Below are 13,861 nucleotides of genomic sequence, written 5' to 3'. Positions count from 1 at the left end.
CTGCCCTACGGCGCGTCGCCGGCAGTGGCGTCCTTCCAGCCGTCCGCGTACGCCTCCGCGCTGCCGCGCGCGAACATGTCCTCGGGACCGGTGCGCACCAGGCTGCGCGCCCCCGGGCCGTCGTCCTGGGTGACGTGGCGGCCGAGCCCGCGCACGAGCGCCACCGGCCGCCCGTCCGCCTTGCCCTTGACGAGCTCGGCGGCCGCCGCGATCTCGTCGGCCACGGCGGCCTGGCTAACCTGCAGCGTGCGCCCATGGGTGTCGAGGGTCCCGCGCAGGTCCTCCAGCACCGCGACCCCCGCGGCGCCGATCGCCAGGTCGGTCTGCCCGAGCCGCCACGGGCGCCCGGCGGTGTCGCTGAGGATCACGCCGATCCGCACGCCATAGCGCCGCTGCAGCCCTCCGCGCAGGGCCCTGGCCGAGGCGTCCGGGTCGAGCGGCAGCAGCAGGACGGTGCCCTCGGCGGTGTTGCTCGAGTCGACGCCGGCGGCGGCCATCACCAGGCCGAGCCGGTTCTCGACGATCCGGGTCACTCCGCCGGGGTGCTCGCGGGTGGCGACCACGCGGACCGTCTCGTCGGTGATCGCCTGCTCGCGGTCGGCGGCGGCCACGACGCGCCCCTCAGCCTTCGAGACGATCTTGCTGGTCACCACGAGCACGTCGCCGTCCATCGGCTGCTGCTCGGGCGACCCCGCATCGAGCGCGGCGCCGATCAGCGCCACCAGGTCGTCGCCCGGCGACACCTCGGGGATGCCCGCCAGCGCCCAGACGCGCATCCCCTCGCTCATCGGCTCAGGGCCGGCAGCACGTCGCGGCCGAAGACGTCGATCCACTCGCGCTGGTTGCGGCCGACGTTATGCAGGTAGACGCGGTCGAAGCCAAGGTCGACGTACTTCTGGATCGCGGCGCGGTGGACGTCCGGGTCCGCGGAGATGACCATCCGGCCCTCGAAGTCCTCGGGGCGCACCAGCTTGGCCATCTGCTCGAAGTCGAAGGGCGAGCGGATGTCGGCCTTGGGGAACTTCATGCCGCCGTTGGGCCACTCGGTCATCGCGTTGGCCATCGCCTGCTCGTCGGTCTCGGCCCACGACAGGTGCACCTGCAGCACCTTGGGCATCGTCTCCGGGTCGCGGCCCGACTCGCGGGCGCCCTCGGCGAACTTGGCGAACAGCCCGGAGATCTTCTCCAGCGGCGCCCCGACGGTGATGAGGCCGTCGGCGTGCCGTCCGGCGCGCTTGGCCGTGACCGGCCCGGCGGTCGCCACGAGGATCTCCGGCGCGACGTCGGGCATGGTCCACAGCCGCGTGGACTCGTGCTTGTAGAACGTGCCCGAGTGCTTGGTGTCCTTGCCCGCGAGCGACGCCGCGAACAGCTTCTTGATGATGTCGATAGCCTCGAACATCCGGTTGATCCGCTCGGGGGCCTCGGGCCAGTACTGGGCGGTGACGTGCTCGTTGAGGGCCTCGCCGGATCCGAGCCCGAGCCAGTGCCGCCCGGGGTACATCGCGGCCAGCGTCGCCGAGGCCTGCGCGACCATCGCGGGGTGCCACCGGAATGTCGGGGCCGTGACCCCGGGGCCGATGTCGCCGGAGGTGCGCTCGCCCAGCGCCGTCAGCACGTTCCACACGAAGGCGGCCTCGCCCTGCGCGGGCAGCCAGGGCTGGTAGTGGTCGGCGGCCATGACCCCGGAGAACCCGCGCGACTCCGCGTAGGCCGAGAGCTCGACCACCTCGGTCGGGTGGAACTGCTCCAGCGCCGCCGCGTACCCGACCGTCAACCCGCTCACGTGCCGCACCTCTCGTCGTCCTGTCCGGGCCTCGCCGTGCCCATGGCGCGGCGACCGCCGGGCTCCTCGGCAGACTAACCCCGCCGCACGCTGAGGCGTAGCGGGTCGACGGCGCCCTGGCGAGGGTCTTCCCGCAAGGGCTCGCCCGATAGTAGAACTTTCACGTACTCTCGGGCGTTGACGTACCGTCCGCGCCCGCCGCGGCTCCTGGGCGCCCGCACGGCCGGCCAGACGACACCGCTCGCGGCACCCCGTGAGCCCGACGAGGGACGACGCGATGAGCGCTAGCAAGAGCACGGGCAAGGCCGCAGCAGCGGAGCGGCAGGCGGCGCTGGCCGCTGTCAAGGCGAGTCAGAAGAAGCAGGAGCGGCGCCGCACGGTGCTGATCTCCTCGATCGCCGGAGTGCTCGTGGTCGGCCTCGTCGGCGCCACGGGCTTCGTGCTGGTGAACGAGAACCGCAAGAACGCGGCCGTCGAGGCGAAGGCCGCCGAGCCCGTCGACGGCGTCGCGGACGTCCGCGACGGCCTCACGTCGAACCACGTCACCACGGTGGTGGACTACGCGCAGGACCCGCCGGCCGGCGGCGACCACGCGGCGGCCTGGCTGAACTGCGGCGTGTACGCCGACCCGGTGCCCAACGAGAACGCGGTGCACTCCCTGGAGCACGGCGCCGTGTGGCTCACCTACGACCCGGCGCTCCCCGCGGACCAGGTGGCCGCCCTGGAGCAGATCGCCTCCGAGAACGCCTACGTCATCGTCAGCCCGTACGAGGGCCTCTCCGCGCCCGTCGTCGCCTCCTCCTGGGGTTACCAGCTCGAGCTCGACGGCGCCGACGACGAGCGCCTGCCGGTCTTCGTGCGCAAGTACCTGCTCAACCCCGAGCTGCCCGAGGTCGGCGCGCTGTGCTCGAGCGGAGTCGGCACTCCGGCATGAGCACCGCCCAGCAGGCCGCGGACCCGCTCCAGGAGGAGCCTGTCGCCCAGCACCGGTCGGCGCTGGCCTCAGCGCTGCGCCCCCTGGGGCCGGCCACGCTGGCCGTCATCGCCGTGCTGGTCACCCTCGCGCTCGTGGCGGGCGCACTGATCGGGTCCGCTCTGGTGCGCCAGCCGGCGCTGACGGCCGCGGGCGACTCGTCGGTGGACGCGGGGTTCGCGCGTGACATGTCCGCCCACCACGCCCAGGCCGTGCAGCTCGCGGTGCTGGTGCGCGATCGGAGCACTGACGACGAGTTGCGGGCCGTCGCCTTGGACATCCTCACGAGCCAGCAGCAGCAGATCGGGCAGATGTACGCCTGGCTGCAGATGTGGGGCCTGCCGCAGGCCGGCGCGGACGCGCCCATGGCGTGGATGGCCGCCGACCACGCGCACGGCGGCTCCGCGGCGGCGGCGCCCGGCGACGACGCGCCCACCGGCCATGCCGCGATGCCCGGCTGGGTCACAGCCGCGGACCTGGCCCGCCTGGAGGCGGCAGACGGGGTGGACGCGGAGCGGCTGTTCCTGCAGTTGATGATCCCGCACCACGTCGGCGGCGTGGAGATGGCCCAGGCGGCCGTCGAGCGCGCCGGGCAGGCGGAAGTGCGGCGCCTGGCCGCGGGCATCGTGGCGGCGCAGACCAAGGAGTTGACGGTGCTGCAGGACCTGCTCGACGCGCGCGGCGGCCCGCTGCCTGGGTGACGCCCGGCCCGGCGCCGGACCTGTGCACCGACGGGCGCCGGGATCTGGGAAGATAGTCCACCATGAGCGACCTGAGTGCCGACCAGTCCCCCGACGCGACCACCGCCCCGCGCACCACGGCCCACCAGGTACCGGACAAGGTCTCGCTCGACGGGCTCGAGCAGCGCTGGGACACCGCCTGGAACGAGCAGGGCACGTACTCCTTCGACCGCACGAAGCCGCGCGAGGCTGTGTACTCGATCGACACGCCGCCGCCCACGGTCTCCGGCTCGCTGCACGTGGGCCACGTGTTCTCCTACACGCACACCGACGTCGTGGCGCGCTACCAGCGCATGCGCGGGCGCGAGGTGTTCTACCCGATGGGCTGGGACGACAACGGCCTGCCCACCGAGCGCCGCGTCCAGAACTACTTCGGGGTGCGCTGCGACCCGTCGCTGCCCTACGACCCCGAGTTCACGCCGCCGCAGGTGGGCGGCGAGGGCACGAGCGGCCGCGCCGCCGAGCAGCTGCCCATCTCCCGCAGGAACTTCGTCGAGCTCTGCGAGCGGCTCACCGTCGAGGACGAGCGCCAGTTCGAGGCGCTGTGGCGCTATCTGGGACTGTCGGTCGACTGGTCGCACCACTACCAGACGATCTCGGCCGAGGCCCGCGCGGTGGCCCAGCAGGCGTTCCTGCGCAACCTGTCGCGAGGCGAGGCGTACCAGGCCGAGGCGCCGGGGCTGTGGGACGTGACGTTCCAGACCGCCGTGGCGCAGGCCGAGCTCGAGGCCCGCGACTACCCGGGCGCCTTCCACAAGGTCGCGTTCCACCGCGTGAACGAGGACGGCTCCACCGGTGAGCCGGTCCACATCGAGACCACGCGTCCGGAACTGCTGCCCGCCGTCGTCGCGCTCATCGCGCACCCTGACGACGAGCGCTTCCAGCACCTGTTCGGCACGATGGTCCGCTCGCCGCTGTTCGGCGTGGACGTCCCGGTGCTGGCCCACGCGGGCGCCGAGCCGGACAAGGGCGCCGGCATCGCGATGTGCTGCACCTTCGGCGATCTGACCGACGTGATCTGGTGGCGTGAGCTGCAGCTGCCCACCCGCTCGGTGATCGGCCGCGACGGCCGCCTGCTGCGCGAGGTCCCGGCCTGGCTGGTGGACGGAGCCTCGGCCGCCGCCCCGGCGCTGTGGTCAGAGCTCGCGGGCAAGACGACGTTCTCGGCGCGCGCCCTGATCGTCGACGCGCTGCGCGAGAGCGGCGACCTGGACGGCGAGCCGGTGGCGACCCAGCGCAAGGCGAACTTCTTCGAGAAGGGCGACAAGCCCCTCGAGATCGTCACGTCGCGCCAGTGGTACCTGCGCAACGGCGGCCGCGACGTCGCGCTGCGCGAGGAGCTGCTCAAGCGGGGCGAGGAGCTGGACTTCCACCCCGAGTTCATGAGCGTGCGGTACGAGAACTGGGTCGGCGGCCTGAACGGCGACTGGCTGATCTCCCGCCAGCGCTTCTTCGGCGTGCCGTTCCCGGTCTGGTACCCGCTCGACGCGGACGGCCAGCCCGTCTACGACCAGCCGCTGGTCCCGAGCGAGGACGCCCTGCCCGTCGACCCGGCCAGCGACGTGCCTGGCGGCTACACCGAGGAGCAGCGCGGCGTGCCCGGCGGCTTCATCGGCGACCCGGACGTCATGGACACGTGGGCCACGAGCTCGCTGACCCCGCAGATCGCGGGCGGCTGGCGCACCGACCCTGACCTGTTCGCCCGGGTGTTCCCGATGGACCTGCGCCCACAGGGGCAGGACATCATCCGCACCTGGCTGTTCTCCACGGTGGTCCGCTCGCACCTGGAGCACGGCTCGCTGCCGTGGTCGGACGCCGCGATCAGCGGCTGGATCCTCGACCCGGACCGCAAGAAGATGAGCAAGTCCAAGGGCAACGTCGTCACGCCGATGGGGCTGCTCGAGGAGCACGGCTCGGACGCGGTGCGGTACTGGGCGGCCTCCGCGCGCCTGGGCACGGACGCGGCCTTCGAGGTCGGCCAGATGAAGATCGGCCGCCGCCTGGCCATCAAGGTGCTGAACGCGAGCAAGTTCGTGCTGTCCTTCGGCTCCCCGGAGCAGCGCGACCGCCTGCTGGACCCGGCGCTGGTGACCGTGCCGCTGGACCGGGCGGCGCTCGCCGGCCTGGCCGAGGTCGTGGACCGCGCCACCGCGGCCCTCGACGCCTATGACCACACGCGCGCCCTGGAGCTCGCCGAGACGTACTTCTGGACGTTCTGCGACGACTACCTGGAGCTCGTCAAGGACCGCGCCTACGCGGGCGGGGCCTCCGACGACGAGGTCTCCGCGGAGACGGCCTCGGCCCGCGCGGCGCTCGGCATCGCGCTGGACACGCTGCTGCGGCTGTTCGCGCCGGTGCTGCCGTTCGCGACCGAGGAGGTCTGGTCGTGGTGGCGCGAGGGCTCGGTGCACCGTGCGCCGTGGCCGTCGTCCGAGCCACTGCGCGCCGCGGCAGGCGACGCGGACCCGACGATCGTGGGCGCCGCCGGGGCTGCGCTGGCGGCGCTGCGCAAGGTCAAGTCGGAGGCGAAGGCCTCGATGCGCACGGAGATCGCCCAGGTCACGCTCGTGGTGCCGCCCGCCCTGACCGCCGGGGTGCAGGTCGCCCTGGACGACGTCCGGGCTGCCGGGCGGGTCGTCGGCGAGCTCGACCTCGTGGCCGAGGACGGCGAGACCGTCGTCGCGCGTGACGCCGAGCTCCTGCCGGCCCCGCCGAAGAACCGCTGACGCACGCTCCCTGAACGCTCCGCGAGCCGGCCACCACAGCCGGCGCGCGGAGCGTTCGTGCTGGCTGGAGATCGCAGGCGCGCGGGACCGAGGTCCTGCGCGCCGCCGACTTTGGATATATACGGTTCCTGCTGCATACTCATGCAGGAACTGCACCGCCGTGAGAGGACCCCCATGAACACCGCTGCCCGCCTGGCCCCCCTGGGCCTCGCCGCCCTGCTCGCGCTCACCGCCTGCGGGTCGGGTGAGCAGGCCACCTCCGCCAGCGGCGTGCCCCTCGTCTCCGAGGGCCAGCTCACCGTCTGCGTGAACCCCCCGTTCGAGCCGTTCGCGTACACCGACTCCTCCGGCGAGGTCGTCGGACTCGACATGGACATCGTCAACGAGGTCGCGAAGGACCTGGACGTCGAGCTCGTCACGAAGGTCTCCGCGTTCGAGACGATGCAGTCCGGCACCGACCTCGACACGGGCAGCTGCGACCTGGTGACGTCGGGTATGACGATCACCCCCGAGCGCGAGGCCAAGCTCGACTTCTCCAAGCCGTACTTCGACGCCGACCAGGGCCTCCTCGTGGCCGCCGGCTCCGGCATCACCGGCGTCGACGGGCTCGCGGGCAAGACGGTCGCCGTCCAGCAGGCCACCACCGGCGAGACCTGGGCCGAGGAGAACGGCCTGACCGTCGTGCAGTTCGAGGAGCTCGGCCTGCAGATCAAGGCGCTCGAGACCGGCCAGGTCGACGCCGTCGTCAACGACATCGCCGTGCTCGGCCCGTACGCCTCCGGCGACCTCGAGGTCGCCGCCACATTCCCCACGGGCGAGCAGTACGGCATCGGCGTCAAGACGGGCAGCACCGAGCTCCTCGCGGCCGTCAACGCCACGCTCGACCGGATCCGCGAGGACGGCACGTACGACGCGCTGTACACCGCGCGCATCGGCACCGCCCCCAGCACCGCCTCCTCGGAGGGCTGACATGACGACGACGCAGCAACTCGCGCGACCGGGCTCCCGCCAGCGCACGATGAGCCCGCGCCGCCGAGCGCGCCTCTCGCGGGCGATCCAGTACGCCGTGCTGCTCGTCGTCCTCGGGGCCGTGGTGGTCGCCGCCGACTGGGACCGCGTCGGCGAGACGATGTTCAACCCGACGGTCGCCCGGGAGATGCTCCCCAGCCTCGGGCAGGCGATGGGCAACACGATCGTCTACACGATCGCGGCGTTCGCCGTGGGCCTGTCGCTGGGCACCGTGCTCGCGCTGATGCGGTTGTCGAGCGTGCGGGTGTACCGGTGGATCGCCACGCTGTACATCGAGTTCTTCCGCGGCATCCCGGCACTGCTCGTGGTGCTCACGGTGGGCTTCGCCGTCCCGATCGCGTTCGACGTGCGGATCAGCTCGCTGACCGCGAAGGTCGCGATCGGGCTCGGCATGGTCTCGGCCGCGTACATCGCCGAGACCTTGCGCGCCGGGATCCAGGCGGTCCCGAAGGGCCAGATCGAGGCCGCCCGGTCGCTCGGCATGTCGCAGGCCCGCACGATGGCTGTCGTCGTCATCCCGCAGGCCTTCCGCATCGTGCTGCCCCCGATGACCAACGAGGTCATCCTGCTCACCAAGGACACCTCGCTCGTCTTCCTGCTCGGCATGACCGCCGCGCAGTACGACCTGACGAAGATCGGCCGCGAGGCGCTCACCAGCGCCACCGGCGGGCTCACCGGGCTGTTCGTGGTCGGCGCGTGCTACCTGTGCCTGACCATCCCGCTCGGGCTGCTGGCCCGCTGGCTCGAGAACCGCTCCGGAAAGGGCCGCCGCGCATGACCTCCGCCTCTGCCTCCCCCACCGCTCCCCCGGCGGGCTCCTCGCCCGCGCCCGCGCCCATCGTGACCGTCTCCGGGCTGCGCAAGTCCTTCGGCGAGCGCGAGGTGCTGCGCGGCATCGACCTGGAGGTCCGCGCTGGCGAGGTCGTCTGCATCGTGGGGCCGTCCGGCTCGGGGAAGTCGACGCTGCTGCGCTGCGTGAACCTGCTGGAGCAGCCCACCGACGGCCGGATCGAGGTGCTGGGCGCCGAGGTCACCGACCCCGACGTGGACCTCGACCTGGTCCGCACCCACGTCGGCATGGTGTTCCAGCAGTTCAACCTGTTCACCCACCGCACCGTCCTGGACAACTGCACCATCGCCCAGCGGGGGGTGCTCAAGCGCTCCCGCGCCGAGGCCGAGCGCATCGCCCTGGCGAACCTCGAGCGGGTGGGCCTGGCCGACCGCGCCCACGCCCTCCCCGCACAGCTCTCCGGCGGCCAGCAGCAGCGCGTGGCGATCGCCCGTGCGCTGTCCATGGACCCCCAGCTCATGCTGTTCGACGAGCCGACGTCCGCACTGGACCCCGAGCTGGTCGGCGACGTGCTGGGCGTCATGCGCGACCTCGCCGAGGCAGGCATGACCATGCTCGTGGTCACCCATGAGATGGCGTTCGCCCGCGAGGTCGGCGACCGGGTGGTCTTCATGGACGACGGCGTGATCGTCGAGTCCGGCCCCGCCGACCAGGTCATCAGCGCGCCACGCGAGGAGCGCACCCGCGCCTTCCTGCAGCGTGTGCTCGATCCCACGCACCAGCGCACGGCCTCTGGCGCCAACTGACCCAGCGACGGCACTAAGGTCGTCGGGTCAGATTTCACAGCCCTGGAGCAGCCATGCCCGAGTTCCACACCCCGTCACCGGTCGACGTCGACCCCGCGTGGAGCATCAGCTCGCTGCTCGCCCGACGGGCCGCCCAGGATCCCCACGGCACCCTGATCGAGCGCTCGACCGGGCTCGGCGGCACCTGGACGCCCGTCACCGCCGCGGCGTTCGCCGCTGAGGTCACCGCCGTCGCCAAGGGCCTCGTCGCCCGCGGCGTCCAGGTCGGCGACAAGGTCGCGATCATGTCGCGCACCCGGTACGAGTGGAGCCTGGTCGACTTCGCGGTGTGGGCTGCTGGCGGCGTCGTCGTCCCGGTGTACGAGACGTCCTCGGCGGAGCAGGTCGGCTGGATCTTCTCCGACGCGGCAGTCCGCCTCGCGGTGGTCGAGACCGCCGCGCACGCGGCCGTCGCGCAGCAGGGCGTCGGCGGCCTCAGCGGTGTGCTGGTCATCGACGAGGGCGGCATCGGCGCGCTGATACGCGAGGGCGCGGACGTCTCCGACGAGGAGGTCGCGCGACGCACCGAGCTCGCCACCGGCGCCGACCTCGCCACGATCATCTACACCTCAGGGACCACGGGCCGCCCCAAGGGCGTCGAGCTGACCCACGGGAACTTCGTGTCGCTGGTGCTCGGGGCCATCGGCTCCCTCGGGCAGATCTGCTCGGTCCCCGGCGCCCGCACCCTGCTGTTCATGCCGCTGGCGCACGTCTTCGCGCGGTTCATCTCGGTGCTGTGCGTCGCCAGCGGCGCCGTGATCGGGCACACCCCCGACACCCGCAACCTCATCGCCGACCTGGCGGCCTTCCGGCCGTCCTTCGTGCTGGCCGTGCCGCGCGTCTTCGAGAAGGTCTACAACTCCGCCGAGCAGAAGGCCGGCTCGGGCACACGGCTCAAGCTCTTCCGGTGGGCGGCCAAGGTCGCGATCACCTCCTCACGCGCGATGGACGAGCCCGGCGGCGCGAGCATCGCCCTGCGGGTCCAGCAGGCGCTGGCCGGCGCCCTCGTGCACCGCAAGCTCCGCACCGTCCTCGGCGGCAACCTGCAGTACGCCATCTCGGGCGGGGCCCCGCTCGGCGAGCGGCTCGGCCACTTCTACCGGGGCATCGGCGTCCTGGTGCTCGAGGGCTACGGCCTCACCGAGACCACCGCCCCCACGACCGTGAACCACCCGTCGCTGCTCAAGGTCGGCACCGTCGGCCCGCCGTTCGCCGGCACGTGGGTCCGCACCGACGACGACGGCCAGATCCTCGTCAAGGGGCCGCACGTGTTCCGCGGCTACCACAACAACCCCGAGGCGACCGCTGAGGCGCTGGTCGACGGCTGGTTCCGCACCGGCGACATCGGCTCGCTCGACGCCGACGGCCACCTGCGGATCACAGGCCGGTCCAAGGAGATCATCGTGACGGCGGGCGGCAAGAACGTGGCGCCCGCCGTGCTCGAGGACCGGCTGCGGGGGCACCCCGTCGTCAGCCAGGTGGTCGTCGTCGGCGACGGCAAGCCGTTCATCGGCGCCCTGGTGACGCTCGACGCCGACATGCTCTCCGGCTGGCTCGCGTCCCACGGCCTGCCCGGCATGGACGTCGCGGCCGCCGCCGAGCACCCCCAGGTCATCGCCGCGATCAACCGCGCTGCCGAGCGGGCCAACGAGGCCGTCTCCCGCGCCGAGTCGATCCGCAAGGTCCGCATCCTCACGATCGACTTCACCGAGGCGAACGGCTACCTCACGCCCTCGCTCAAGGTGAAGCGGGGCGTGGTCCTCCGCGACTTCGCCGCGGACATCGAGGGCCTGTACGTCGACGACCGCACGCCCGCAGAGACGCAGCAGCAGAAGCGTCCGCTGGGCCTCAAGCCCGGATCCCGCTGAGCACTGAGCAAGCACTGAGGCCGCCGTGCCCCGCTGATCCGCGGGGCACGGCGGCCTCTGAGCACCGCCGCTCAGCCGACGCTGCGCAGCCGGGTGGTGTCCGCGGACTGGCTCGGCACCGACGTGCTGGGCGTGGAGTCGTCCGACCACCGCAGCACCGCGCCCACACCGTCCATGAGCTCCACCGCGCCGTCGTCGGCGAAGGTCAGGCCGGCGTCCTGCGCCACCGCGGCGCGCACCAGCGCGACGTCCGCGGGCACCAGCCCGGCGTCGCCACCCGCCCCCATCGACTCGAGCTCCTCGCGTGTCACGGCGATCTCCAGCGGGTCCTTGTCGATCCACAGCCGCGCGTCGCGCAGGACCGAGCCGGGCTGCAGCGCATCCGCCGCGAAGAGCAGCTCCTGCACCTGCCCGCGCCGCAGGACGTCCACGACATCGGCCAGCGCGGTCACCGCCCCCTCGCCCCGCCCGTGCCCGATGCGGTACTGCTCGAGGATGTGCTCCTTGCGCCGGGCCCGGTGCAGCCGCAACGAGTCCTCGAGGTTCGCCCGGAACGCCTCCTCGTTCACGCCGTCAGCGCGCGAGCCGCCGGGCACCACCACGAGCCGTTCGCGCACATGGTGGCCGACAGCGTCCCGCACCAGGCCCACCGCGCGGATGTCGCCCGTGAGGAGCACCAGCTCCGGTGAGCGCTCACTGACCTGGCGGTCCAGCTCGGTGGCGATCGACTGGGCGTTGCGCTCCCAGGAGTCCTCCGCGCGGGTCTCCATGCGCCGCTGTGACGCGCCGCCCTCCCGGACCTTGTGCAGCACGTCGTGGTCGCCCTCGATCGCCTCGGGCTCCGTCACCTTCAGCCCGGACCAGTCCGACCAGCTCAGGTCGGCCCCCTGTCGGTCGACCTCGACCAGCAAGAACCGGGTCGACTCGTCGGCCGCCTGTGCGGCGGGCAACAGCACCGGGACGGGACCCAATGTCGCTTGCGACTGCGCGGGTGGCGCGCCCAGGATCCGGTCGACCACCACGCCCTCGCTGTCGGCGATGATCACGCGTCCGTGGGCGCCCTGGACGCCCGTCGGCTGCGCCACCAGCTCGCCGATGTCCTCCATCACCGAGATGGGCGCCCCCTGCTGCTCCAGATCGCGACGCAGGGCCCGCCACCTGTCCAGGGAGTCCGTGCCACCGGCGGTGTTCGCGGCTGTCGAGTCGAGGTACACCGTGGTGAACGGCGCCGGGCGTCCGAGCAGGGGCTTGAGCCATTGCAGATCCATAGAAGCAGCGCCTCCGGGGGTCGAGGATGTACCCGGCCGCGGCCTCCGTGGCCGGGTGCTGACCTCTCCACCCTCTGCCAGATATCGCCTGCCCGCCACCCGCCAGTGCGGTTCAGACCTCGCTGGTTGGCCCGTTCGCGATCTCCTCGTGGTGCCGGATGACCTCCTCGACGATGAACGCGAGGAACTTCTCGGCGAACACCGGGTCGAGGTCGGCCTCATGCGCGAGGTCCCGCAGCCGGGCCACCTGGCGCGCCTCACGGGCCGGGTCCGACGGCGGGAGGCCGCGCGCGGCCTTCAGGACGCCGACTTGCTGCGTCGCCTTGAACCGCTCGGCGAGGAGGTACACCAGCGCGGCGTCGATGTTGTCGATGCTGCCGCGGAGCCGGAGCAGCTCGGGGGGCAGCTCGTGGGGGGTCGAGTCGTTCACACGTCGATCCTAGGCGTGGGCGGCAGGCCCACCTGGGACCTGTCCGTCAGGCCGACTTCTCGCGCGGCGTCCGCTTGGTGCTCGGCGCCTCACGCGGGACGAGCGTCGGGTTGACGTTCTCGAGCACGACCTCGCGCGTGATGACGACGCGCTCGACGTCGTCGCGGCTCGGCACCTCGAACATCACCTGCTGCAGGACCTCTTCCATGATGGCCCGCAGCCCACGCGCCCCGGTGCCGCGCAGCAGCGCCTGGTCGGCGATGGCCGTCACCGCGTCATCGCTGAACTCGAGCTCGACGCCGTCGATCTCGAACATCCGCTGGTACTGCTTGACCAGCGCGTTGCGCGGCTCGGTGAGGATCCGCACCAGCGCGTCGCGGTCCAGCGGGGAGACGGTGGTGATGACGGGCACGCGGCCGATGAACTCGGGGATCAGCCCGAACTTCAGCAGGTCCTCCGGCATGACCTCGTCGTAGACGTCGATGTCGTCGGCGGAGTGCAGCGGCGCCCCGAAGCCGATCCCCCGGCGTCCGGCACGTGACGTGATGATCTCATCGAGACCCGCGAAGGCCCCGGCCACGATGAACAGCACGTTCGTCGTGTCGATCTGGATGAACTCCTGGTGCGGGTGCTTGCGCCCGCCCTGCGGCGGCACCGACGCGGTGGTGCCCTCGAGGATCTTCAGCAGCGCCTGCTGCACGCCCTCGCCGGAGACGTCGCGAGTGATCGACGGGTTCTCGCTCTTGCGGGCGATCTTGTCGACCTCGTCGATGTAGATGATGCCCGTCTCGGCCCGCTTGACGTCGTAGTCGGCGGCCTGGATGAGCTTGAGCAGGATGTTCTCGACGTCCTCGCCCACGTAGCCCGCCTCGGTCAGCGCCGTGGCGTCCGCGATGGCGAACGGGACGTTCAGCATCTTCGCGAGAGTCTGCGCGAGATACGTCTTGCCGCAGCCCGTGGGGCCGATCAGCAGGATGTTCGACTTCGCGAGCTCGATCGCGTCCTCACCTGCGGAGCCCGGGGCGCGGCTCTGCTCGCCCGCCTGGATCCGCTTGTAGTGGTTGTACACCGCGACCGCGAGGGACCGCTTCGCGGGCTCCTGCCCGACGATGTACTCCTCGAGGAAGGCGAAGATCTCCTTCGGCTTCGGCAGGTCCACCATGCCCACCTCAGTGGACTCGGCGAGCTCTTCCTCGATGATCTCGTTGCACAGGTCGATGCACTCGTCGCAGATGTAGACCCCTGGGCCCGCGATCAGCTTCTTGACCTGCTTCTGGGACTTGCCGCAGAACGAGCACTTGAGGAGATCGGCCCCGTCCCCGATGCGAGCCACGTCCGTCCCCTTCTCTCGTGTCGCCTCCGCCCGGCGGGCGGTGCGGTCATCCGCGGCCCCGCGCCCGAGTTGG

Annotated in this window: 12 protein-coding genes; 7 read left to right on the top strand and 5 right to left on the bottom strand. The window is 72.0% G+C overall.

What is annotated here, in order from left to right:
• Positions 1-5: 5 nt before the first annotated feature.
• Together BN3788_RS00950 and BN3788_RS00945 are read right to left on the bottom strand one after the other, a co-directional pair.
• Positions 6-788 carry a coenzyme F420-0:L-glutamate ligase gene (locus BN3788_RS00950; protein WP_066581912.1) on the bottom strand — a complete coding sequence of 261 codons (783 nt, stop codon included), beginning with the start codon at positions 786-788 and terminating at the stop codon, positions 6-8.
• Positions 785-1,786 carry a TIGR03557 family F420-dependent LLM class oxidoreductase gene (locus BN3788_RS00945; RefSeq protein WP_066582193.1) on the bottom strand — a complete coding sequence of 334 codons (1,002 nt, stop codon included), beginning with the start codon at positions 1,784-1,786 and terminating at the stop codon, positions 785-787. Before BN3788_RS00945 ends, BN3788_RS00950 begins: the two co-directional genes overlap by 4 nt.
• 277 nt (positions 1,787-2,063) lie before the next feature.
• On the opposite strand from BN3788_RS00945, the gene BN3788_RS00940 reads away from it, so the two are divergent.
• From BN3788_RS00940 to BN3788_RS00910, 7 genes are all read left to right on the top strand, one after another.
• Entirely contained in the window at positions 2,064-2,720 is a 657-nt protein-coding gene (locus tag BN3788_RS00940) for a DUF3105 domain-containing protein (RefSeq protein ID WP_066581910.1), read from the top strand.
• On the top strand, positions 2,717-3,460 hold the full coding sequence (locus BN3788_RS00935) for a DUF305 domain-containing protein (protein WP_066581908.1): 744 nt from the start codon (positions 2,717-2,719) through the stop codon (positions 3,458-3,460). Before BN3788_RS00940 ends, BN3788_RS00935 begins: the two co-directional genes overlap by 4 nt.
• Positions 3,461-3,522: 62 nt before the next feature.
• Entirely contained in the window at positions 3,523-6,225 is a 2,703-nt protein-coding gene (valS, locus tag BN3788_RS00930; protein ID WP_066581906.1) for a valine--tRNA ligase, read from the top strand.
• Positions 6,226-6,399: 174 nt separating this feature from the next.
• On the top strand, positions 6,400-7,194 hold the full coding sequence (locus BN3788_RS00925; RefSeq protein ID WP_082812466.1) for an ABC transporter substrate-binding protein: 795 nt from the start codon (positions 6,400-6,402) through the stop codon (positions 7,192-7,194).
• 1 nt (position 7,195) lies between these two features.
• Positions 7,196-8,032 carry an amino acid ABC transporter permease gene (locus BN3788_RS00920; RefSeq protein ID WP_187138345.1) on the top strand — a complete coding sequence of 279 codons (837 nt, stop codon included), beginning with the start codon at positions 7,196-7,198 and terminating at the stop codon, positions 8,030-8,032.
• Complete coding sequence (locus tag BN3788_RS00915) at positions 8,029-8,850, top strand: amino acid ABC transporter ATP-binding protein (protein ID WP_082812465.1); 822 nt, start codon at positions 8,029-8,031, stop codon at positions 8,848-8,850. The genes BN3788_RS00920 and BN3788_RS00915 overlap by 4 nt, the downstream gene beginning before the upstream one ends.
• A gap of 53 nt (positions 8,851-8,903) precedes the next feature.
• Complete coding sequence (locus BN3788_RS00910; protein ID WP_066581901.1) at positions 8,904-10,757, top strand: AMP-dependent synthetase/ligase; 1,854 nt, start codon at positions 8,904-8,906, stop codon at positions 10,755-10,757.
• Between the two features lie 71 nt (positions 10,758-10,828).
• Here the strand turns inward: BN3788_RS00910 and BN3788_RS00905 are convergent, their stop codons facing one another.
• From BN3788_RS00905 to clpX, 3 genes are all read right to left on the bottom strand, one after another.
• Complete coding sequence (locus BN3788_RS00905; protein ID WP_066581900.1) at positions 10,829-12,025, bottom strand: baeRF2 domain-containing protein; 1,197 nt, start codon at positions 12,023-12,025, stop codon at positions 10,829-10,831.
• A gap of 112 nt (positions 12,026-12,137) precedes the next feature.
• Positions 12,138-12,455 carry a chorismate mutase gene (locus tag BN3788_RS00900; RefSeq protein ID WP_066581894.1) on the bottom strand — a complete coding sequence of 106 codons (318 nt, stop codon included), beginning with the start codon at positions 12,453-12,455 and terminating at the stop codon, positions 12,138-12,140.
• Positions 12,456-12,501: 46 nt separating this feature from the next.
• A complete protein-coding gene (gene clpX / locus BN3788_RS00895; RefSeq protein WP_066581893.1) occupies positions 12,502-13,788 on the bottom strand; it encodes an ATP-dependent Clp protease ATP-binding subunit ClpX in 1,287 nt (428 codons plus the stop codon).
• Positions 13,789-13,861 lie beyond the last annotated feature (73 nt).

The sequence above is a fragment of the Cellulomonas timonensis genome (assembly GCF_900046455.1).
GTDB classification, from domain to species: domain Bacteria; phylum Actinomycetota; class Actinomycetes; order Actinomycetales; family Cellulomonadaceae; genus Cellulomonas_A; species Cellulomonas_A timonensis.
Note: the sequence above shows the minus strand (reverse complement) of the source record. Positions and strands in the feature narration are given on the sequence as shown.

Excerpts from the sequence above, each read along its gene's own strand:
- valS (WP_066581906.1), top strand. The coding sequence starts at position 3,523 with ATGAGCGACCTGAGTGCCGACCAGTCCCCCGACGCGACCACCGCCCCG.
- BN3788_RS00925 (WP_082812466.1), top strand. The coding sequence starts at position 6,400 with ATGAACACCGCTGCCCGCCTGGCCCCCCTGGGCCTCGCCGCCCTGCTC.
- BN3788_RS00915 (WP_082812465.1), top strand. The coding sequence starts at position 8,029 with ATGACCTCCGCCTCTGCCTCCCCCACCGCTCCCCCGGCGGGCTCCTCG.
- BN3788_RS00940 (WP_066581910.1), top strand. The coding sequence starts at position 2,064 with ATGAGCGCTAGCAAGAGCACGGGCAAGGCCGCAGCAGCGGAGCGGCAG.
- BN3788_RS00935 (WP_066581908.1), top strand. The coding sequence starts at position 2,717 with ATGAGCACCGCCCAGCAGGCCGCGGACCCGCTCCAGGAGGAGCCTGTC.
- BN3788_RS00950 (WP_066581912.1), bottom strand. The coding sequence starts at position 788 with ATGAGCGAGGGGATGCGCGTCTGGGCGCTGGCGGGCATCCCCGAGGTG.
- BN3788_RS00905 (WP_066581900.1), bottom strand. The coding sequence starts at position 12,025 with ATGGATCTGCAATGGCTCAAGCCCCTGCTCGGACGCCCGGCGCCGTTC.
- BN3788_RS00910 (WP_066581901.1), top strand. The coding sequence starts at position 8,904 with ATGCCCGAGTTCCACACCCCGTCACCGGTCGACGTCGACCCCGCGTGG.
- BN3788_RS00920 (WP_187138345.1), top strand. The coding sequence starts at position 7,196 with ATGACGACGACGCAGCAACTCGCGCGACCGGGCTCCCGCCAGCGCACG.